Raw genomic sequence first — 20811 nt, 5'->3', positions numbered from 1 at the left:
CCCATAAAAAACCGCCAGAGCCCGTGGTTGAGAGGCTGCGGCGGTTTTCGGAATGTAAAAGATCCCTGTGGGAGCGAGCCTGCTCGCGAAGGCGATGTATCTCACACAACTATGCCGACTGACACACCGCCTTCGCGAGCAAGCTCGCTCCTACAGGGGATAGGGGTGATTTTGAATTAATCGATTCCGACAAAGCCCCCGGTCTGGTGCTGCCACAACCGTGAATACAACCCGCCATGGGCCAGCAGTTCGGCGTGGGTGCCGGTTTCGGCGATCTTGCCGTTTTCCAGCACCACCAAGCGGTCCATCCGGGCAATGGTCGAGAGACGGTGGGCGATGGCGATCACGGTTTTGCCCTGCATCAGGGTTTCCAGACTTTCCTGGATTGCCGCTTCCACTTCCGAATCGAGGGCCGATGTGGCCTCGTCCATGATCAGGATCGGCGCATCCTTGAGCAGCACGCGGGCAATCGCTATCCGCTGACGTTGACCGCCAGACAGTTTCACCCCACGCTCACCCACATGCGCATCAAAACCAGTGCGACCTTCGGCATCCGAGAGCAACGGGATGAACTCGTCGGCGCGGGCCTTGTGCACCGCTTCCCAAAGTTCGGCGTCGGTGGCGTCGGGTTTGCCGTACAGCAAATTGTCGCGGATCGAGCGGTGCAGCAGCGACGTGTCCTGAGTGATCATGCCGATACGTTCTCGCAGGCTCTCCTGGCCGACTTCAGCGATGTTCTGGCCGTCGATGAGGATTCGTCCCCCCTCTACGTCATACAGGCGCAACAGCAGGTTGACCAAGGTTGATTTACCGGCGCCGGACGGTCCAATCAAGCCGATCTTTTCACCCGCTTTGATGTTGAGATTGAGGTCGCCGATGATCCCGCTCTTCTTGCCGTAGTGGAAATCCACGTGCTCGAAACGCACTTCGCCCCGGGCGACGGCCAGTGGTTTGGCCTCGTCTCGATCCATCACGCTGACCGGTTGAGAGATGGTCTGCAAGCCGTCCTGAACCATGCCGATGTTTTCGAAGATGCCGGTCACCACCCACATGATCCAACCGGACATGTTGACGATGCGGATCACCAGGCCAGTGGCCAGGGCAATCGCACCCACGGTGATCAGCGACTGCGTCCACAGCCACAGAGCCAGGCCGGTGGTGGTGACGATCAGCAAGCCGTTCATGCTGGTGATGACCACGTCCATGCTGGTGACCACACGGCCGGCCAGTTGCGCCTTGACCGTCTGTTCTTCGATGGCTTCCTTGGCGTACTGCTGTTCGAAATTGGTGTGGGCGAACAGTTTCAGCGTGGTGATGTTGGTGTAGCCGTCGACGATCCGCCCCATCAGTTTGGAACGCGCATCGGAAGACACTACCGAACGCTCTTTGACCCGTGGCACGAAGTAATAGAGCGCACCCATGTAGGCTGCGATCCAGCTCAGCAGCGGGATCATCAGGCGCCAGTCAGCTTCGGCAAACAACACCAGCGAACTGATCGCGTAGATCAGCACGTGCCACAGCGCGTCCACTGCTTGCACTGCCGAATCGCGCAACGAGTTGCCGGTCTGCATGATGCGCTGGGCGATGCGCCCGGCGAAGTCGTTCTGGAAGAAATTGAGGCTCTGTTTGAGCACGTAACTGTGGTTCTGCCAGCGGATCATGCTGGTCATGCTGGGACTCAGGGTCTGGTGCACCAACAGGTCATGCAGGCCGACGAACACCGGGCGCAGGATCAGCGCCACCACCGCCATCCAGGCCAGTTCGATGCCGTGTTCCTTGAAGAAATTGACGTTGGGCGTGCCTTGGGCGAGGTCGATGATGCGGCTCAGGTAGCTGAACAGCGCCACTTCGATCAGCGCGCCAAACAGGCCGACGATCAGCAGGGCTGCGAAACTCGGCCACACCTGCTTCAGGTAATAGGTATAGAAAGGGAAAACCCGATCCGGAGGGGCTGCCGTCGGTGCATCGCGGAATACGTCGATCAGTTTTTCAAAACGGCGATAAAGCATCAGTTCTCCGCCCGCGCACGGGCTCTCCTTTGAACAGTGTGAGCGGCGCCGCAGGCCGGCAGCCGCTCAAGACTTCCTGTGAAGCTTAGTCGATGACTTTGGCCGACTTGATGAACACAGGATCGGCGGGCACGTCGCTCATGCCGTTGCGCTTAGTGGTTGGCGAGTTGACGATGACGTCCACCACGTCCATGCCTTTCACGACTTTACCGAACACGGCATAACCATCACCGTTGTCGAGGAAATCGTTGTCCTTGACGTTGATAAAGAACTGGCTGGTGGCCGAATCAGGCGCCGAGGTGCGTGCCATGGACAAGGTGCCACGAACGTTAACCAGGCCATTCTTGTGTTCGTTCTTGATCGCGTCCTTGGTCACCTTTTGTTCCATTTGTTGGGTGAAGCCGCCGCCCTGGACCATGAACCCAGGAATCACACGGTGGAAAATCGTGTTGTTGTAGAAGCCGCTGTTCACGTAATCAAGAAAGTTCTTGGTACTGATCGGCGCCTTGACCGGGTCCAGTTCAATCTCGATCTGGCCGTTGGTAGTTTCCAGCAGAACGTGCGGCGCTTTGGCAGGCGTCGCAGCCATCAGGTTGGCAGCAAACAGTACGGTGCCGGCGACGAGGGCGATTTTTTTCAGCATGGGTCAGTGATCCTGAGTGGGGTGGTGTCGACTGCGGTGAGAAACTCGAGCAGTGTTTGGTTGAAGCGTTCGGGTTGGTCCAACGGCGTGGCGTGGCGCGAATCGGCAATCACTACCAGCCGTGCATCGGGCAGCAGTTTTACATAGGATTCTTTCAGCGCGACCGGCGTGTAATCACGGTCGGCGCTGACGATGAGGGTTGGACAGGCGACTTTCGAAAGTCGTTCCTGAACACCCCAGCCAACGATGGCATCGAAGCTGGCGAGATAAGCATGTTTGTCGTTTTTTGCCCAGCGCTCAGCCATCTTTCGTCGCAGATCCGCCTGTTCCGGTTTCGGGAACAACTTGCCGCCGAGGGCCTTGCCGATGGTGCCGAGGCTGAGGGCGCGCATCAGGCTCCAGCGTTTGAACCACTGCCAGTAATCGTCTCGACTGCGCAGTTTGACCTCTGGCGCACTGTTGACGATGGTCAGGCTCTTGAGTAATTGCGGTTGATCCACGGCCAGTTGAAAACCGATCATGCCGCCCATCGACAGCCCCACGTAATGCACCGGACCGAGGTTCAAATGCTCGATCAGCGCGACCACATCGGCGCTGAAGCCGGCGATGCTGTAGCGCTCGCGGGGTTTATCGGAACGACCGTGGCCGCGTACATCCGGGACGATCACCCGGTAACGTGCGGACAGTGCCGGGATCTGCATTTCCCAGTCCAGTGTGCTGGACCCTAAGCCGTGGACCAGTAGCAACGGCGTGCTATGGCCGTATTCCTCGTAGTGCAGGTTGCAACCTTCGTGTTCGAAATAGGCCATGCATTCACTCCTTGTCAGGCTTGTTCAGGCGCAGCAAAAGGCGCGTCCAGCGGTGCGGTGTCGAAGGTGCGCAGCAGTTCAATGAGAATCTGCGTCGCTGGTCCCAGGGGTTTGTCCTTGTTCGAATACAGATAAAAGCTCGGGTTACGACTGCCGCCCTGATCCAACGGTAGCAGCTTGAGCGTACTTTCTTTGAGTTCCCGTTCAATCATGTGCCTGGGCAACCAGGCGAACCCCAGACCGCTGCTGACAAACGTTGCGGCGGTGGCCAGGCTGCCGACGGTCCAGCGCTGTTCGGCACCGAGCCAGCCGACATCGCGCGGCTGCTGCCGCCCGGAGTCGCGGATCACCACTTGCATCTGGCTTTCCAGGTCCTGGAAGTTCAATTCTCGGTTGAGGCGGTGCAGCGCATGTTCGGGGTGGGCCACTGCGACGAATTCGACATCGCTCAACTCCGCCCCCAGGTAACCCGGGATGCTGAAACCAGTGATCGCCAGATCGGCTACGCCTTCGAGCAGGACTTCCTCTACGCCCGACAGCACCTCTTCACGCAGGCGAACCCGGCAGCCACGGCTTTGCGGCATGAACGCGGTCAAGGCGCGGACGAGGCGAGCGCTCGGGTATGCCGCGTCGACCACCAGCCGCACTTCGGCTTCCCAACCTTGTTCCATGTGATGGGCCAGGTCTTCCAGCTGACTGGCCTGTTTCACCAATTGCCGCGAACGACGCAGCAACACGCCACCGGCTTCGGTCAATACGGCTTTGCGCCCGTCGATGCGCAATAGCGGCACGCCGAGTTGGTCCTGCATGCGTGCCACGGTGTAGCTCACCGACGATTGCGAGCGGTGCAGCGCTTCGGCGGCCTGGGCGAAACCACCGTGGTCGACCACGGCCTGCAACGTTCGCCATTGATCAAGGGTCACGCGGGGCGCTTTCATGAATGGCTCCTCTTGTCCTAAGCTGGCAGCCCTTTATGGAGACTGCTGAATGAAAAAGCTTTGTTGTGTGCTGCTGGCGATGCTGCCGCTGACGGCGTTTGCTTATCCGATTGATGTGCAGAAAAACCTCAACGGCATGAAGATCGACTACACCACCTACGACACGGATAACGACATGGGCTCCATCCGGGTGGCTAACTACGGCGACGTTGATGCGAGCTGCAAGGCGGTTTTCAGTAATGGCCCGGAAGCACCGCGTACTCGCAAGATCGATGTGCCGGCGGGAAAACACAAAGACGCCACCGCCAAGTTCACCCGTAGCATTATCAAGCTGCGCATTGAGCTGACTTGCACACCTAAATGACTTCAATCCCTTGTAGGAGCTGAGCTTGCTCGCGATAGCGGTGTGTCATTTAATTTGATGTCGGCTGACACACCGCTATCGCGAGCAAGCTCAGCTCCTACAGGGGTATGCTCAGCTTATAAACGAATTAATTGATGGGTTATAGCAGTTATTTGCGCTTTTTCATCGATATGACTCTGTTTAACCTTCACTCCATCGCCTTACAGCATTCTCAGATGGAGCCTACATCCCATGTCACGCGTTCTGATCATCGAAAGCAGCGCCCGTCAGCAAGACTCGGTTTCCCGTCAACTGACCCAGACCTTCATCAACCAGTGGAAGACGGCTCATCCGGCCGACCAGATCACCGTGCGTGACCTGGCCGTCAACCCGGTACCGCACCTGGATATCAATCTGCTGGGCGGCTGGATGAAACCTGTTGAGCAACGCAGCGACCTCGAACAGGTTTCGCTGGAACGTTCCAATCAGTTGACCGAAGAGTTGCTGGCCGCCGACGTGCTGGTCATGGCTGCCCCGATGTACAACTTCGCTATCCCCAGCACGCTTAAAGCCTGGCTCGACCATGTGCTGCGTGCGGGCGTGACCTTCAAATACACCGACACCGGTCCGCAAGGTTTGCTCAGTGGCAAGCGTGCCTACGTGTTGACCGCTCGCGGCGGGATCTACGCCGGTAGCACGGCGGATCACCAGGAACCGTACCTGCGTCAGGTCATGGCTTTCATCGGTATACACGACGTGACCTTCATTCACGCCGAAGGCATGAACCTGGGCGGCGACTTCCACGAGAAAGGCCTGAACCAGGCCAACGCCAAGCTTTCCCAAGTGGCATGAGGCTTTAATCGCCAGATAATCCCTTGATGTTCAAGTGACCTGGCGCAACCCCTTCAAGGCTTTACGCGCATCGAACCTCCCTTTGCACTTATTGCTCCTGAGTGCTGTTGCCCGATTGAACGCTTTAGCGAGATCGGGCTTTTTTTCGCCCACGATTTGATGGGCGCGCACATAACCCTGAGCTGAGCTTGCTCGCGATGAGGGTGCCACATTCAACATGGATGTCGGCTGGTACACCGCTATCGTCGGAACGCCGCCCGGAGCAAGCTCAGCTCCTACAGGGTTGTGTGTCGCCTGACGATTCGCAGTGATCGGCAAAACCCGCTATCGTCGCCGCCATTCAAAACGAGGCGAGCATGGGCTATCTACTTTTTGTCACGCTGATCCAGGCGTTTTCCTTCAGTTTGATCGGCGAATACCTGGCCGGTCACGTCGACAGTTATTTCGCGGTCCTGGTGCGCGTGGTGCTGGCGGGGCTGGTGTTCATTCCGCTGACGCGTTGGCGTTCGGTGGAGCCGGCATTCATGCGCGGCATGCTGTTGATCGGCGCGTTGCAGTTCGGTGTGACGTACGTTTGCCTGTACCTGAGCTTCCGCGTGCTGACAGTGCCGGAAGTGTTGTTGTTCACCATCCTCACGCCGTTGCATGTGACCCTGATCGAAGATGCGCTGAACCGGCGTTTCAATCCGTGGGCGCTGATAGCGGCGGTGGTGGCGGTGATGGGGGCGGCGGTGATTCGTTACGACCGGATCAACCCGGATTTCTTCATGGGTTTCCTGCTGCTGCAACTGGCCAACTTCACCTACGCCGCCGGGCAAGTGCTTTATAAACATCTGGTGGCGCGCCATCCGAGCGATCTGCCGCACTACCGCCGATTCGGTTACTTCTATCTAGGTGCATTGGCGGTGGCCTTGCCGGCGTTTCTACTGTTCGGCAAACAGAACTTCCTGCCCGAAGCGCCACTGCAATGGGGCGTGCTGGTATTCCTCGGCCTGGTCTCGACTGCATTGGGGTTGTACTGGTGGAACAAAGGCGCCTGCATGGTCAACGGCGGAACGCTGGCGGTGATGAACAACCTGCATGTGCCCGTGGGCCTGCTGATCAATCTGCTGATCTGGAATCAGCACGAGGAGTTGGGGCGGTTGTTTCTCGGTGGGTCGGTGATTTTGATGGCGGTGTGGATCAGTCGTTTGGGGATCAGGCGCGCAGCCAAATTCGTGTAGGTGCTGCCGCAGTTGCAGCGGATGGGCCAGCAGGCAGAGGTTCAGCTGGTCAGCCATGGAGAAGTGAACTAAGGGAATGCCTGCATGAAATCTGCGTACAAAAAATTAGCATTGGCTGTCTGCCTGTGTGCTGGCTTGACGGGGCCGGACGTTGAAGCCGAAGAGCCACCACCTACAAAAGATTGGAAGAATCTAACTATCAATGATCTTTCTGTCATGCGACAACTGATAGTTAGTTCTCATCCAGGCGCTATTGATAGTAATAATGAGGTTTTTACAGACTGGGTTGAACGGGGTTATTTGGAGGCAAGTCAGCTGTCCGAACGCGTCAACTCAAGGAAAGACTCTCAAGCCGTGCTGAATTTTTACATTGCGGGCTTCAAGGATGGACACGTAGGGCTGAATCAACCTGATCAAGGGGGTTCTTCATGGGCGGGTTTCATTTTGGAAATGCAGGGGCAGAATTTCGTTGTAAAACAGGTCGCTAAAAATTGGTCTGTACCGTTGCCGCCGATTGATTCCAAGGTTATATCGTGTGATAACAAATCAGTTCGCGAGATACTCCAGAGTGAAATATCTCCTTATGTTGATCGTCGACTTGCTCTGAAATCGACTTGGTTGCATTTGGCTAAGCAGCTAACTGTCGATGACGCCAACTATCCCGTGCTGGTGAGGGTCTTATCCAAAAGCTGTTTGGTTGTTCTGCCTAATGGAGTAAGACAAAACTTTAATTTATTGTGGCAAGAAGATCGCGGGCAATTGGAGGCCTTCCTGCGCCAGCCTCAACCGCCCCAATCTCTCCAGAATCTAGGGGGTGGGCGATATTGGATACATGTATCAAACTTCATGCCGTCAGCAGCCGAGAACGCTTCCCTCGATAAAATGCTCGACGTCATCAAGAGTATTGATGATGCCAAACTGGTTGTGCTTGATACACGAGGCAATCGCGGCGGTAACAGTTTAGTTGGTGCTGAAATACTTTCTGCATTGCTAGGCTCGCAAATGGTAAAAAGCCTGGATGAGTCATCTGCGTATGCGATGTGGAGAGTTTCTCCTTTTGCGCTCACAACGCTAAATAATGCTCTAGCTACGATGGGGCGTGACTACGGAGGCAATAGTGAAGCTTATAGTTTTGTTTTTAATTTGACCAGGTCGATGGAACTAGCGTTTCACGAGAAAAAAGACTGGTTGCGACAACCGAGCACTTCCTCTGTCGAACAAGAGGGTTCGAGAGGATTCAATGCCCGAGGTTTTAAAGGCAGGCTTGCGCTGGTGACTGACTCATTTTGCGCGAGTGCCTGTCTAGACTTTGTGGGCGTCGTACTTGCCATTCCGGGGGTTGTCCATTTAGGGGCGTCAACGAGCGGCGATACAGTTTATATTGATATAGGCTCTCAAACACTGCCGAGTGGTGCACAATTCTGGATACCGTTAAAAGTATGGCGGGGGCGAGCGCGGGGGAGTAATCAAAGTTATGATCCGTCATTTGTTTTTGATGGCGATATAAATGACACAGTGGCAGTCCAAAAGTGGGTTCTTAATAACTTATGATCCGATCAGCGCCATTCCTCAAGCACAACGATAACCTTCCACACGAACTGGTTGCCGCCATCGAGCAGGTGTACAACCCAGCAGGCCTGACATTGACGCAGGAGGCTCGATGCGAGCCGGAGAGTGCCGAGTACGAAGCCTGCCGTCTTGGCCTCGATGACCAGGTGGTGGTCTTCCGTGTGGCGAAAACCACGCCGACCAAGATTGGCCAGTTCGTTACGCTATGGAAGCGGCCGACATCGGTCAGCGAGATTGCCCCGTTCGACACCGGCGATGGCGTCGCCTTTGTGGTGGTGAGCGTTGCTGATGACACGCACCGCGGACAGTTTGTGTTTGATCAAAAAATACTGGCCGCCAAAGGGGTCATGTCGATTGACGGTGACGGTGGCAAGCGCGCAATTCGCGTCTATCCGCCCTGGGCCAGACCTGTCGCAAAACAGGCGATCAAGACGCAGCAATGGCAGCTGGAGTATTTCCTCGCGTTTGAACAGGACGGCAGCGCCAACGCGCATCAGGTGCGTCGACTCTTCGGGAAATAGGTGCCTGACCCTGTGGGAGCGAGCCTGCTCCCACAGGAGATGTGCGTTATTTCTCTGCCAACTGCGCCACCAAAAACTCAATAAACGTGCGGGTCTTCTGCGGGACCCGCCGTGCCGAAGGGTACACCGCGTTAATGGTGATCGCGGGCGCCTGCCATTCGCTCATTACTGGCACCAGGCGGCCTGCCGCCAGCGCATCCTCGACAATGAAGTCAGGCAGCAGGGCGATGCCCATCCCGGCTTCGGCGGCCTGAGCGAGCAAGTCGCCATTGTTGGCGTGCAAGGGGCCGGTCACGTTGACCCGCTGGGTTTCCTGGCCGTTGCACAACTGCAGGCTGACGCCGCTTTGCAGGTACCCGTAATTGAGGCACTGGTGAGCGCGCAAGTCTTGCGGGGTCTGCGGTATGCCGGCGCGCGCCAGATACGCCGGGGACGCCACCATGATTCGCGGGGCCGGCGCCAGTTGCCGGGCAATCATCGTCGAGTCCAGCAGGCTGGCGATGCGGATGGTCACGTCGAAACCACCGCGCACCGGGTCTACCTGCTGGTCGCTGAGCACCAGTTGCATCTCGATGTTCGGGTGCTGCTCATGAAACAGCGGGATCAGTGGCCCCAGTCGGCGCAAGCCAAAGGACATCGGCGCATTGACCCGCAACACCCCGCGCAATTCGCCGATGCCGTTACGCGCTCGCTGTTCGGCCTCGTCCAGCGAGGCCAAAACTTCGCGCGCCGCGTCGAAGTATTCGGCGCCTGCCTCGGTCAGGTGCAGGCTGCGGGTGGTGCGCTGCAGCAATTGCACGCCGATCGCGTCCTCCAGCGCCTGAATCTGTTTGCTGACTTTTGATCGCGGTACATCCATTGCCCGTGCAGCGGCGGCGAAGCCGTTCTCGCCGACCGTGACGACAAAGGCGCGCATGCATTCAATGCGATCCATGATTGTCCCTGTTTTAGAATCAATGATTCTCGATTTTAGGGAATTGTCCCTTTCTATGCCAGTCCCTAAAGTGACATCCAAGCCGACGACAATACTGCTGAAGGCAACGTCGACTCACCCATGACTCACTTTGAAAATCGACATCAAAAGGAACGCGCCATGTCTATCCGTGAACTGCTCAACCCAACCAATTGCGCCCTGATCCTGATCGACCACCAGCCACAAATGGCGTTCGGCGTGCAGTCGATCGACCGTCAAACGCTGAAGAACAACACGGTAGGCTTGGCCAAGGCCGCGAAGATCTTCAACGTGCCGACCATCTACACCTCGGTGGAAACCGAAAGCTTCAGCGGTTACATCTGGCCCGAGCTGCTGGCGGTTCACCCGGAGCAAAAGCCGATCGAGCGCACTTCGATGAACTCGTGGGAAGACAAGGCGCTGGTTGACGCGGTGAAAGCCACCGGCCGCAAAAAACTGATCATTGCCGCGCTGTGGACCGAGGTCTGCCTGACCTTCCCGGCACTGGAAGCGTTGGCTGAAGGTTACGAGGTGTACATCGTCACAGATGCCTCAGGCGGCACCACCAAGGAAGCGCACGACATGTCGGTGCAGCGGATGATTCAGGCCGGTGCGGTGCCGGTGACCTGGCAACAGGTGCTGCTTGAGTACCAACGTGACTGGGCACACAAGGACACCTACGAAGCTGTGATGGAATTGGTGCTGGAACACAGCGGCGCGTATGGCATGGGCGTGGATTACGCTTACACCATGGTGCACAAGGCGCCTCAGCGTCAGGCCAAGTAACGCGCAAATCCCGGAAACGATGCAAACCCATGTAGGAGCGGGTGTTACATGATGTGTTTTTCGGCGTCGGGGATGATGTGGCTTGCGCCCAGCATCGCCGGCAACAACCCGGCCCGCAAATCACCACCACTCGGCTGCTGGTAAAGATTCAACCCAAACTCCGGCAGCACGGCCAGCAAGTAATCGAAAATATCCCCCTGAATCCGCTCGTAATCCGCCCACGCCGTGGTGCTGGTGAAGCAGTAGATTTCCAATGGAATGCCCTGCGCGGTGGTCTGCATCTGGCGGACCATGCAGGTCATGCCGGGTTGAATCTCAGGGTGACTTTTCAGATACGCCAGCGCATAAGCGCGGAAGGTTCCGATGTTGGTCATCCGCCGACGGTTGGCCGACATGGCCGCCACATTGCCCTGGGCTTCGTTCCAGGCTTTGAGTTCAGCCTGTTTGCGACCGATGTAATCAGTCAGCAGATGCACCTGCGACAACTTCTGCTCTTCGTCATCACGGATGAAACGCACCCCGCTGGCGTCGATGAACAGGCTGCGCTTGATCCGTCGACCTCCGGATTGCTGCATGCCACGCCAGTTCTTGAACGACTCGGACATCAAGCGCCAGGTCGGGATCGAGACGATGGTTTTATCGAAATTCTGCACTTTCACCGTATGCAACGTGATGTCGACCACATCACCGTCAGCGCCGACTTGCGGCACTTCGATCCAGTCGCCCACCCGCAGCATGTCGTTGCTGGTCAGTTGCACACTGGCCACGAACGACAGCAGGGTGTCTTTGTAGACCAATATGATCACCGCCGACATGGCGCCCAGACCCGACAGCAGCAACAGCGGCGAGCGGTCGATCAGGGTGGCGACGATGATGATCGCCCCCAGCACATACAAGACCAATTTCGTCAGTTGCACGTAGCCTTTGATCGAGCGGGTGCGGGCGTGTTCTGTACGTGCATAGATGTCCAGCAAGGCGCTGAGCAGGGCGCTGAACGCCAGCAGCAGAAACAGCATGGTGAACGCCAGCGCCACATTACCAAGGAAATTCAGGCTGGTCTTGCTCAGCTCCGGCACGAGTTGCAAGCCAAACTGAATCACCAATGACGGCGTCATCTGCGCCAGGCGATGGAATACCTTGTTATGCCGAAAGTCGTTGATCCAGTGCAGGGCCGGTTGGCGGCCGAGCATTTTGGTCGCGTGAAGAATGAGGTAACGCGCCACTCGTCCGAGGGCCAGCGCAATGACTAACAACAGTATCAGCGCCAGGCTTGAATGCAGGAGCGGGTGCTGATCGAGGGTGCCCCAAAGGTCTTGGACGTTGAGCCAGAGCTGTTTGATATCCATGGGCTAAAACGATTCTTCTGTAGGACGCGATCGGTCGATTAGAGCATTTAAGTGGGTTTGGATGACGTTTGAAGACAAATCAGGCAACAAAAAGCCACTGTTTATCGTCGTTTTCACAAAGAAACTCGGCCTGAGCGCTCGAAACCGTTACCCTATGCAGCTGTTTTTTTGTATTTCTTCGAGGTAGCACCCGTGTTTTCCCAATTCGCCCTGCACGAACGCCTGCTCAAAGCCGTGGCCGAGCTTAAATTTGTCGAGCCAACGCCAGTGCAAGCAGCGGCTATTCCGCTGGCGCTCCAAGGGCGTGACCTGCGGGTGACAGCGCAAACCGGTAGCGGTAAAACCGCTGCTTTCGTTTTGCCGATCCTCCACCGTCTGATCGGCCCGGCGAAAGTCCGCGTCAGCATCAAGACCCTGATCCTACTGCCGACTCGCGAGCTGGCTCAGCAGACCATCAAGGAAGTCGAGCGCTTTGCGCAGTTCACCTTCATCAAGTCCGGTCTGATCACTGGCGGTGAAGACTTCAAGGTCCAGGCTGCGATGCTGCGCAAGGTGCCGGACATCCTGATCGGTACGCCGGGCCGGATGATCGAGCAACTGAACGCCGGCAACCTCGACCTCAAAGAAGTTGAAGTGTTGGTACTCGACGAAGCCGACCGCATGCTCGACATGGGCTTTGCCGAAGACGTGCAGCGCCTGGTAGCCGAGTGCACCAACCGCCAGCAGACCATGCTGTTCTCCGCCACCACCGGCGGTTCGGGCCTGCGCGACATGGTCGCCAAGGTGCTGAACAACCCTGAGCACCTGCAGGTCAACAACGTCAGCGACCTGAACGCGACCACCCGTCAGCAGATCATCACCGCTGACCACAACGTGCACAAAGAGCAGATCCTCAACTGGTTGCTGGCTAACGAGACCTATCAGAAGGCCATCGTGTTCACCAACACCCGGGCCATGGCCGACCGCATCTACGGTCGCTTGGTGGCGCAGGAATACAAAGCGTTCGTGCTGCACGGCGACAAAGACCAGAAAGACCGCAAGTTGGCTATCGACCGCCTGAAGCAGGGCGGCGTGAAAATCCTCGTCGCCACCGACGTCGCCGCACGCGGCCTGGACGTGGATGGCCTGGACCTGGTGATCAACTTCGACATGCCGCGCAGCGGCGACGAATACGTTCACCGTATCGGTCGCACCGGCCGCGCCGGTAACGAAGGCCTGGCCATCTCGCTGATCTGCCACGGCGACTGGAACCTGATGTCGAGCATCGAGCGCTACCTCAAGCAGAGCTTCGAGCGCCGCACCATCAAGGAAGTCAAAGGCACCTACGGCGGACCGAAAAAGGTCAAGGCCTCAGGCAAAGCCGTTGGCGTGAAGAAGAAAAAGGTCGACGCCAAAGGCGACAAGAAGAAAACCGGCGCCAAGGCACCGACCAAGCGCAAAATTGCCAACCGCCCGAAGACCGACGCCCTGTCGCTGGTCAGCAAAGACGGCATGGCGCCGCTCAAGCGCCGCAAGCCGGAAGCGCCGGCGGCTGAATAAGCTGTTTTCGTGACCCCAAAAAAACCGGACTGATGTCCGGTTTTTTTATGCGCGGGATTCCTGAGTCGATCAGCTCTCGGCCTTCTTATCTGCCGTCTCCAACTCTTTCAACCGCTGATCAATCAACTGGCACTTGTCCGGTAAGTCCTTGCTGGCCGTGACCAGATCCATCTTTTGCAACTCGGCGTTGATCTCTTTGGCTTTGGCCGCGACTCGGTTTCTGAAGGCTAGCCCCCATGGCAGCAGCTGGCCGCGGCTTTCTCTTCATATCGATCGTGATGCCGCACCCACTCCATGATTTCCTCTTCATTACGACCCTTGGGTGTGAGGTCGAGGTAGTTGTAGGCGCCGACCAACAGGTCCAGGCCTCGGGCGTAAGTGGAGTAGGTGTGGAAGATGTCGCCAGCTTCGTTGCGATAAAACACGCTTAGGCCGGGGAGTTCTTCTTCGGCGCCGTCGGATTTTTCGTAGTTGTAAGTGGCTTTGCCGGCGGCGACGTCTTCGGCTCGGGCAGTGACACCGAAGTCGTAGTTGAAGTCGCAGCCTTCTGACGAAAACCAATCGAACTTCCAGCCCATGCGTCGCTTGAAGGCCTGGAATTCGGCGAATGGTGCGTGGGAAACCGCCACGACGGCAATGTCATGGTGCGCCAGGTGTTGATTGGCTCCGTCGATGTGGTCGGACAGGAACGAGCAGCCAGGGCAACCTTCGTCCCATCCGGCGGCGAACATGAAGTGGTAGATGACCAATTGACTGCGGCCGCCAAACAGATCGGCCAGTTTCAGTTCGCCGTGGGGCCCCTGAAAGTGGTAGTCCTTGTCTATTTTCACCCAGGGCAGGGCGCGGCGTTCGGCGCTCAGTTTATCTCGTTCCTTGGTGAAGGCTTTTTCGTGGGCCAGATGTTGTTTGCGCGCGGCGAGCCATTCTTCGCGGGACACCACGGGATGATTCTGAATGTTCATTGGCATTGCTCCTGCGGGAGGCTGGGAGGTGACTACACAGCCTAGTCGTTTGGCCTGCGCCAGATTCGACATACCGCCGGTCGGTGCTGCCCAAAACCTCGGCTGAACGGCTGCACCCGGTGTCGGTCACAACCTGAGAGGGCCCTCACAATCACGCGGTCTGGAGGCTGAATCAGGATGACGACTTATAACTGGGATTTGATTGAACGCTTGCTGCACGAGGTGCAAAACGGTGCCAGCAGCTTCACGCCACGGCCCTATGCCGAGCAGTACGTGGCAGAGAAAACGGCGGAAGGTGAGCAGACGGAAAACCTGGATCACTTGAAAGCAGTGGCCGGCGAGTACGAAAAATTATTGCTGGGACGTGGCTACATCGAGCCTCGGCCAGAGGAGCAGGGCGGTACCGGCTCGAATTACATTTTGACGATGCGCGGCTCCAGTTTATTGAGCCTGATCGACAGCAGCATTCCGGGCAACGACCACCCGCGGCAGGTGTTGGATGAGCAGGAGGATGCACTGGATGAAGTGACGTTTGATGACGTGGCGTCGAGAGCGCAGATTGCCTGAACGTCGCGCATAACAGTGTGGGAGCGAGACCGGCTTGCCGGCGAAGGCGGCGTGTCAGTTAACGATTATGTCGACTGATACACCGTCTTCGCGAGCAGGCTCGCTCCCACAGGGGAGTTGTGTCGGGACTAAGATTGTTTGGCTGCCTTCAGGCACTTTAGATCGTTGAAATCCTTGCGCACTCCTTCGATTTTCTTCAACAACCGCTGACGCTGGGTTGGCGTGCTCTCGGCCATCAAATCCACGATCAACCCCCGGGCCTGAGCTTCGGTATTGGCGTAGGCCTGGCGATAGGCCGGCGTCCACAAACTCTCGCGATTGACCAGAAGCGTCTCGATTCGCTGTGGGAAGTCCGGACTATGACGCTGGGCAACGGCTGCGCTGAATTGCTTCTGCCAGTGTGCGCGGTTGGCGATCCATTGCGAGTTCTGGTCACCCAAGGCCTTTGACCAGGTGAGCACCCGTTGTTGCTGGGTGGGGCTCAGCGGGCCAAGCCAGTCATCCAGACGTTTCTCCATGCGTTCGGCACGCTGTTTGATCTGCTGATCGAGGGACGGTTTGAGGTATTCCTCCTGCCGTTTGCGCAGGTCCTTGGCGAAAGCGTCGTTCATTTCCGCGACCTGCTTGTCATCCAGCCCCTGTAACAACTCGACCGCCGACGGGGTGATTTCCCGGGCGGTCTGGGCGATGGCGGCTTTGGCTTCCCGCGTGCGGGCTTGCAGCGCGGCGTCGGTGACCTGGTTGGTTTCGACCATGGATTGTAAGCGGTCGAGCCAATCCAGGTAGCCCGGCAGTTGCGTGGTGCAATGCCAGCTCAGGTGTTCCTTGAGACGTTCGTTGAACCAGTCTTTCTGCTCGCCGCTCATGTCCAGATAGTCGTTGAGCGTCCACGGAATGATCACGTCGAGATTGCGGTAGGCCAGGCCCACTCGACTGCACGCGCCGAGGGCGAGGCTCAGGATGAGTAGAGCGGCGAAACGAATGAGCCAGCGCGACATGGGCAGATCCTACGCAGGATGACTCCGGCAATTCAGCTGTTCAATAAAACGCGTGTTCAGCCTTGAGAGTGACCAGTCCGTCGCATTGACTGTTGTGCCCGGAATAGGCCGAGCAGTTGCTGCCACTGAGACTTGAATCACTGTAGATCAGGTCCAGATCGATGCCCATGAACGGCCGGGAAAGTTGCACCGACCAATCGGTAAAACTGCCGATATACCCACTGTCGACCGACGCCGGTGTGTAGAGCTGGTGGGTGGTGTACTTCATGCTGATCCCGATGCCGAATGGTTGATTGCCGCCGAGGTCTGCAAACAGTGTCCGGTTCAGTTTGTCCGGGTCATTGCTGAAGGCGGCGCCAAAGCGGCTGCCGAGCAGGGTCAGGCCGCCGAAGAGCTCCTGGCTGTCGAGGGTGTCCACTTTCGGATAGCTGTAGTGGATCATGCCTACTTCGTACCTGAGGGTTTGATCGAAGGGTTGTTTAAACCCCACGTAGGAATCCACTTCAAGGTTCTTGCCTGGACTCAACCCCATGCTCGGGGCCCATTGGCCGGCGTAGAAGCCGCTGTCGTGGGTCAGGTCGAGGCCACCATGGAATGAACCGGTACTGGAAGGCTTGACCAACCCTTGGGCCATGCTGCGGCTGGGCGTCGTGCCGAGCTTGAGGTCGAAGTCGCCCAGTTCGCGCTGGAAAACTTGCGCGTTGGCGACCGGACATGCCAGCAACGTACAGAGCACTATGGAAGAGGGCTTGAGCATGCGTCACTCCATTGACAGCGAGGAGCAGGAATCGAAAACCTGCCGAAACGCTTGTTCTAGACGTGTGCAAGCATACCGGCGAATGCTCGGTATCGAGGGCCGTTCGTCGATTTTTGAAAAATTGAGGGGTATCGGGGTGTTGCGGGAGGGTTCCAGTCCAAGCGCTTCGAAGCTCAAAGCGCTTAGGGACCAGTTGACGCGGCGGATCTTTGGGGGATGTTACTTCTTGCCCAAAGTGATCTGCTTGGACGGGCCGAACGTCTGGCCGCTGACGCCTTTGGCAATTTGCTGGATTTCACCACCGGACTTGAGGAACGCAGCGATCTGGTTGTTGATCGATTCGCTGGTTTCAACGGCTGGAGCTGGCTTTGCTTTGCTGTTGGATGCTTTTACACGCATGGCGGCCATTAACCTGTAGAAAATTAACTTGGCCAGGCATCGTACAGGAAATACTTGACAATTGCTTGGCTAATATCCCCTCAAAATACACATCGCAGGGCTGTAATTTATCTCGGATCATTATCTGAAGTAGGTCTCTAACCCGCTGTTTTAAATAAGAACGTTGACGAAAAGAGCTCGCGCATGAATGGACTGGCAGGTGAAAAATTCACCTCGTCGGGCTGACGAGTGGCGAGGTCCTCGGAGGCAACGCCCAGGAAAATCAAGGTTCGCAGAGTATTTTCTTCCACCACCGGGCCGGCCAGCGAACGTCGTCCGCAAAACCGGGTAGAATGCGCGCACGTAATGAGGGTATTTGAAATGGCTTTAGTCGGGCGTTACAACAGTTTGCAAGTGGTTAAACACACTAACTTCGGTTTATATCTGGACGGTGGGGCGGATGGCGAAATCCTGTTGCCTAATCGTTATATCCCCAAAGATATTCCCAGCGAAGATGAAGACTGGCTCAACGTTTTTATTTATCTGGACAGCGATGACAAACTCATCGCAACTACCGAAAAGCCGAAAGTTCAGGTCGGTGAATTCGCCAGTTTGAAAGTCGTTGAAGTCAACAGCATCGGCGTTTTCCTGGATTGGGGTCTGCCGAAGGACCTGCTGCTGCCGTACTCCGAAGAAAAACGCCAGATGACCGCCGGTGAGTATGTGGTGGTGCATGTCTACCTCGACAAGCATACCCGTCGTATCACCGCGACCGCGCGTCTGGATCGCTACCTGGACAAGACCCCGGCCAGCTACACCCCTGGCCAGGAAGTGGATTTGCTGGTGGCCGAAGCGACCGACATGGGCTTCAAGGCAATCATCAACAATAAGCACTGGGGCCTGATCCACAAGAACGAAATCTTCAAGTTCATGCGTGCCGGCAAAGAAGAGAAGGGCTTTATCAAAGAAGTCCGCGTCGACGGCAAGATCAGCCTGAGCCTGCAACCCGTAGGCGAAGAAGCGGCCACCAGCCTGAATTCGAAGATCCTGGCCAAGTTGCGTGAAAACAACGGCAGCCTGCCGGTCAGCGACAAGAGCGACCCGACAGTGATCAGCAGCATGTTTGGCGTCAGCAAGGGCAACTTCAAGAAGGCCATTGGTGCGCTGTACAAGAATGGCCAGATCGTCATTCATGCGGATCGCATTGAACTAAGCTGACCCCGCAGCCGGTCACTCGAGCCAATGCTCGCGTTGTAGCAGCTGTCGAGCCCCAGCGAGGCTGCGTCCGGCTGCGCCGCAGTCGTAAAATCATTCAATGCGGTGTTTCAGAAAGTCCGCGCGTACTGGGTTTACGACTACTTCGCAGCCGGACGCAGCCTCGCTGGGGCTCAAGACGGTATCTACAGAGACGGACGCAGGCTTCGCCAGCAGCTACGGATTGTGGCGTTTTGTTTTTATTCTGCCGAGTTTCTGCCATGGATTGTGTTGTCGAGGTGTCACGGTGAGCGCCAGCCGGCGCAGCGCCGACGGATTTGCCCTGCAAGTGATGATCGGGTTGTGTCTGATCTGGGGCGTACAGCAGGTGATCATCAAGTGGGCGGCGCCTGACATCGCACCGGTCATGCAGGCGGTGGGGCGGTCGGGCATTTCCGCATTGCTTGTAGGATTGCTGATCTGCTGGAAGGGTGGCTGGGATCAGGTCGGTGCTACGTGGCGCGGCGGCTTGCTGGCCGGTGCACTGTTTGGTCTGGAATTCTTCTTCATCTCAGAAGGCTTGCAACTGACCACGGCAGCGCACATGTCGGTGTTCCTTTACACAGCACCGATTTTTACCGCATTGGGCGTGCATTGGTTGCTGCCGAGTGAGCGTTTAAGGCCTTTGCAGTGGCTGGGTATCTTCCTCGCATTCGTCGGGATCGCCATCGCGTTTGCCGGTGGCGTGTCCTGGGACAACCTCGATCACCGCATGTTGATGGGCGATGCGTTGGGCGTACTGGCCGGCGCAGCGTGGGGCGCAACCACGGTAGTGGTGCGGGCTTCGCGCCTGTCGGAAGCGCCGGTGACGCTTACGTTGTTCTATCAACTGATCGTCGGTTTCGTCGGTCTGATGCTGATCGCGATTCTCAGCGGCCAGGTTACTCACGTCAGCCTGACCGCGGTGGCAGTGACCAGCGTGCTGTTCCAGGGATTGGTGGTGTCGTTCTTCAGTTACCTGACCTGGTTCTGGCTGTTGCGTCGTTATCTGGCGGCGAACCTGGCGGTGTTCTCGTTCATGACGCCGCTGTTCGGCGTCACGTTCGGGGTGGTGTTGCTGGGGGAAGAACTGAGCCTCAACTTTGTCATCGGCGCCGTGCTGGTGCTGCTTGGCATCACGTTTGTCAGCGCTGAACAGTGGGTTCGCCGTCGTTTGCGCAAAGCCCTCGGGCAGTCCTGACCGGGCGCAGCAACAGGCTGCCGGCGATGAGCAATCCGCTGCCGGCAACGATCAAGGCGGGCTGCAAACCGCCACTGAAATGGCTGCTCAGGGCGGCCAGCAACGGCCCGGCGAGCTGACCCACGGCGAAGCACGCGGTCAGCCACCCGGCGTTGCGCTGGGTGGCGTGGGGCGCCAGTTCGCGGGAACGTTGCATCACCAATTGCATACACGCCAGAAACGGCGTGCCGCACAGCATCACCCCCAGCGCCAACCCCGTACCGCTCCCCAACAGGCAGGCGAAGACCCCGGCGGCTTGCAACCACAAAGTCACCATCAGCCAATGGCGTGTTCCATTTGGGGATTGTCGACGCAGGCTCACCAGCACCACCCCGACAGCTGAGGCCAGGCCGAAGCACGGCCAGAACAGGTCGGCCTGCCACTGTCCGTGAAACTGCGTGTTGGCCATTTGTGACAGGAACGTGGCGGGGATGATGTAGCCCAGACCGTACAAGCCATAGATCACACCCAGTCGAGCGATGCCCTGATTGTTCGACGTGACGGCAATGGGGGCGGCCGACGCTGTCGCCGCAGGTTGGGGCAGGAACGGCAAAATCCCCAGCAGCATCGCCAACGCTACGCCGGCATACACCAGCCACAACGTCGCGGAGGTCTGCCCCAACAGGTTCGAACCCAAGGCCAGTAAACCCGTGAGAAAAATCCCCAGGCCTGGTCCGGCAAATACCAGCGCGCCTAACCGTGGACGACCGGCCGCTGCCGCCAATGGCTGGCTCAGTGCGGTGATCATCACCAACACCCAGGCGCTGGCCACGCCGGTGCCAAAGCGCAACAGCAGATGCGACCAAAACCCGTTGGCCCAGAACGACGCCAGGGTCAGCAGCACACAGAGCCACAACCCTCCCAGCAGGCGCTGACGGACTTGCGCCGGTCTGCGCGAGAACATCGCATCCAGTGCACCGACGAAGTAGCCAAGGTAATTGGCAGCGGCAATCAGGCCCGCCGCGGTCAGGTCGATCTGACCTTCGCTGAGCAAGTGCGGCATTTGCGGAGTCAGCGCGAAGCGCCCGATGCCCATGGCCATCATCAGGGCGATAAAACTGGCGAGTAAGCGAATCAGGGGGGACATAGTCTGAGTTCCGGTAAAGGATCAATGACCGTCAGGCTAGGACTGTTTGACTTTCTTTA

General features: G+C 57.6%; 20 protein-coding genes and 1 pseudogene. 10 read left to right on the top strand and 11 right to left on the bottom strand.

Translation table 11 applies throughout. The features are described 5' to 3' along the window. Positions 1-176: 176 nt before the first annotated feature. The 4 genes and pseudogenes from ACWGZX_RS06650 to ACWGZX_RS06635 form a co-directional block, all read right to left on the bottom strand. Positions 177-2009 carry an ABC transporter ATP-binding protein gene (locus tag ACWGZX_RS06650; protein ID WP_223516226.1) on the bottom strand — a complete coding sequence of 611 codons (1833 nt, stop codon included), beginning with the start codon at positions 2007-2009 and terminating at the stop codon, positions 177-179. 85 nt (positions 2010-2094) lie between these two features. After that, complete coding sequence (locus ACWGZX_RS06645) at positions 2095-2652, bottom strand: peptidylprolyl isomerase (protein ID WP_452627749.1); 558 nt, start codon at positions 2650-2652, stop codon at positions 2095-2097. Between the two features lie 3 nt (positions 2653-2655). Beyond that, positions 2656-3461, bottom strand: a pseudogene (locus ACWGZX_RS06640) (alpha/beta fold hydrolase). Between the two features lie 14 nt (positions 3462-3475). Further along, positions 3476-4399: a LysR family transcriptional regulator gene (locus ACWGZX_RS06635; protein ID WP_452627748.1), complete on the bottom strand. Its 924-nt coding sequence runs from the start codon at positions 4397-4399 to the stop codon at positions 3476-3478. A 49-nt stretch (positions 4400-4448) separates the two neighbouring features. On the opposite strand from ACWGZX_RS06635, the gene ACWGZX_RS06630 reads away from it, so the two are divergent. The 5 genes from ACWGZX_RS06630 to ACWGZX_RS06610 all read left to right on the top strand — a co-directional run bounded on the left by ACWGZX_RS06630 (position 4449) and on the right by ACWGZX_RS06610 (position 8907). Continuing rightward, positions 4449-4763: a 3-phosphoglycerate kinase gene (locus tag ACWGZX_RS06630; protein WP_223516232.1), complete on the top strand. Its 315-nt coding sequence runs from the start codon at positions 4449-4451 to the stop codon at positions 4761-4763. Positions 4764-4994: 231 nt separating this feature from the next. Further along, positions 4995-5594: an FMN-dependent NADH-azoreductase gene (locus ACWGZX_RS06625; RefSeq protein ID WP_452627747.1), complete on the top strand. Its 600-nt coding sequence runs from the start codon at positions 4995-4997 to the stop codon at positions 5592-5594. A gap of 356 nt (positions 5595-5950) precedes the next feature. After that, positions 5951-6817: a carboxylate/amino acid/amine transporter gene (locus tag ACWGZX_RS06620; protein WP_452627746.1), complete on the top strand. Its 867-nt coding sequence runs from the start codon at positions 5951-5953 to the stop codon at positions 6815-6817. Positions 6818-6901: 84 nt separating this feature from the next. After that, positions 6902-8368, top strand: a complete 1467-nt coding sequence (locus ACWGZX_RS06615; RefSeq protein WP_452627745.1) for a S41 family peptidase — start codon at positions 6902-6904, stop codon at positions 8366-8368. Further along, a complete protein-coding gene (locus ACWGZX_RS06610) occupies positions 8365-8907 on the top strand; it encodes a MepB family protein (RefSeq protein WP_452627744.1) in 543 nt (180 codons plus the stop codon). Before ACWGZX_RS06615 ends, ACWGZX_RS06610 begins: the two co-directional genes overlap by 4 nt. Before the next feature lie 46 nt (positions 8908-8953). On the opposite strand, the gene ACWGZX_RS06605 is transcribed toward ACWGZX_RS06610, so the two are convergent. Next, complete coding sequence (locus ACWGZX_RS06605; RefSeq protein ID WP_452627743.1) at positions 8954-9841, bottom strand: LysR substrate-binding domain-containing protein; 888 nt, start codon at positions 9839-9841, stop codon at positions 8954-8956. Positions 9842-10000: 159 nt separating this feature from the next. Between ACWGZX_RS06605 and ACWGZX_RS06600 the strand changes: the two genes are divergently transcribed. Further along, positions 10001-10645, top strand: a complete 645-nt coding sequence (locus ACWGZX_RS06600) for a hydrolase (RefSeq protein ID WP_452627742.1) — start codon at positions 10001-10003, stop codon at positions 10643-10645. A gap of 44 nt (positions 10646-10689) precedes the next feature. On the opposite strand, the gene ACWGZX_RS06595 is transcribed toward ACWGZX_RS06600, so the two are convergent. Then, entirely contained in the window at positions 10690-11991 is a 1302-nt protein-coding gene (locus ACWGZX_RS06595) for a mechanosensitive ion channel family protein (protein WP_452627741.1), read from the bottom strand. 192 nt (positions 11992-12183) lie between these two features. Between ACWGZX_RS06595 and ACWGZX_RS06590 the strand changes: the two genes are divergently transcribed. Next, positions 12184-13530 carry a DEAD/DEAH box helicase gene (locus tag ACWGZX_RS06590; protein WP_150778992.1) on the top strand — a complete coding sequence of 449 codons (1347 nt, stop codon included), beginning with the start codon at positions 12184-12186 and terminating at the stop codon, positions 13528-13530. Positions 13531-13757: 227 nt separating this feature from the next. On the opposite strand, the gene ACWGZX_RS06585 is transcribed toward ACWGZX_RS06590, so the two are convergent. Beyond that, the gene (locus ACWGZX_RS06585) at positions 13758-14492 is read right to left on the bottom strand and encodes a DUF899 domain-containing protein (RefSeq protein WP_452627740.1); all 735 of its coding nucleotides are present in this window, start codon (positions 14490-14492) and stop codon (positions 13758-13760) included. Between the two features lie 177 nt (positions 14493-14669). Between ACWGZX_RS06585 and ACWGZX_RS06580 the strand changes: the two genes are divergently transcribed. Further along, entirely contained in the window at positions 14670-15059 is a 390-nt protein-coding gene (locus ACWGZX_RS06580) for a transcriptional regulator (protein ID WP_452627739.1), read from the top strand. Positions 15060-15187: 128 nt separating this feature from the next. Here the strand turns inward: ACWGZX_RS06580 and ACWGZX_RS06575 are convergent, their stop codons facing one another. From ACWGZX_RS06575 to ACWGZX_RS06565, 3 genes are all read right to left on the bottom strand, one after another. Continuing rightward, the gene (locus tag ACWGZX_RS06575) at positions 15188-16057 is read right to left on the bottom strand and encodes a DUF6279 family lipoprotein (protein WP_452627738.1); all 870 of its coding nucleotides are present in this window, start codon (positions 16055-16057) and stop codon (positions 15188-15190) included. Positions 16058-16097: 40 nt separating this feature from the next. Then, positions 16098-16814, bottom strand: coding sequence for a TorF family putative porin (locus ACWGZX_RS06570; protein WP_452627737.1), 717 nt, complete (start codon positions 16812-16814; stop codon positions 16098-16100). Between the two features lie 219 nt (positions 16815-17033). Next, entirely contained in the window at positions 17034-17222 is a 189-nt protein-coding gene (locus ACWGZX_RS06565) for a hypothetical protein (protein ID WP_017337097.1), read from the bottom strand. 351 nt (positions 17223-17573) lie between these two features. On the opposite strand from ACWGZX_RS06565, the gene ACWGZX_RS06560 reads away from it, so the two are divergent. Together ACWGZX_RS06560 and ACWGZX_RS06555 are read left to right on the top strand one after the other, a co-directional pair. Next, positions 17574-18410 carry a CvfB family protein gene (locus ACWGZX_RS06560; RefSeq protein ID WP_452627736.1) on the top strand — a complete coding sequence of 279 codons (837 nt, stop codon included), beginning with the start codon at positions 17574-17576 and terminating at the stop codon, positions 18408-18410. A gap of 283 nt (positions 18411-18693) precedes the next feature. Further along, entirely contained in the window at positions 18694-19626 is a 933-nt protein-coding gene (locus tag ACWGZX_RS06555; RefSeq protein WP_452627735.1) for a DMT family transporter, read from the top strand. On the opposite strand, the gene ACWGZX_RS06550 is transcribed toward ACWGZX_RS06555, so the two are convergent. Next, positions 19571-20752: an MFS transporter gene (locus ACWGZX_RS06550; RefSeq protein WP_452627734.1), complete on the bottom strand. Its 1182-nt coding sequence runs from the start codon at positions 20750-20752 to the stop codon at positions 19571-19573. The two genes, ACWGZX_RS06555 and ACWGZX_RS06550, sit on opposite strands and share 56 nt — an antisense overlap. Between the last annotated feature and the right edge of the window lie 59 nt (positions 20753-20811).

Source organism: Pseudomonas sp. CLCA07, assembly GCF_053615335.1.
Note: the sequence above shows the minus strand (reverse complement) of the source record. Positions and strands in the feature narration are given on the sequence as shown.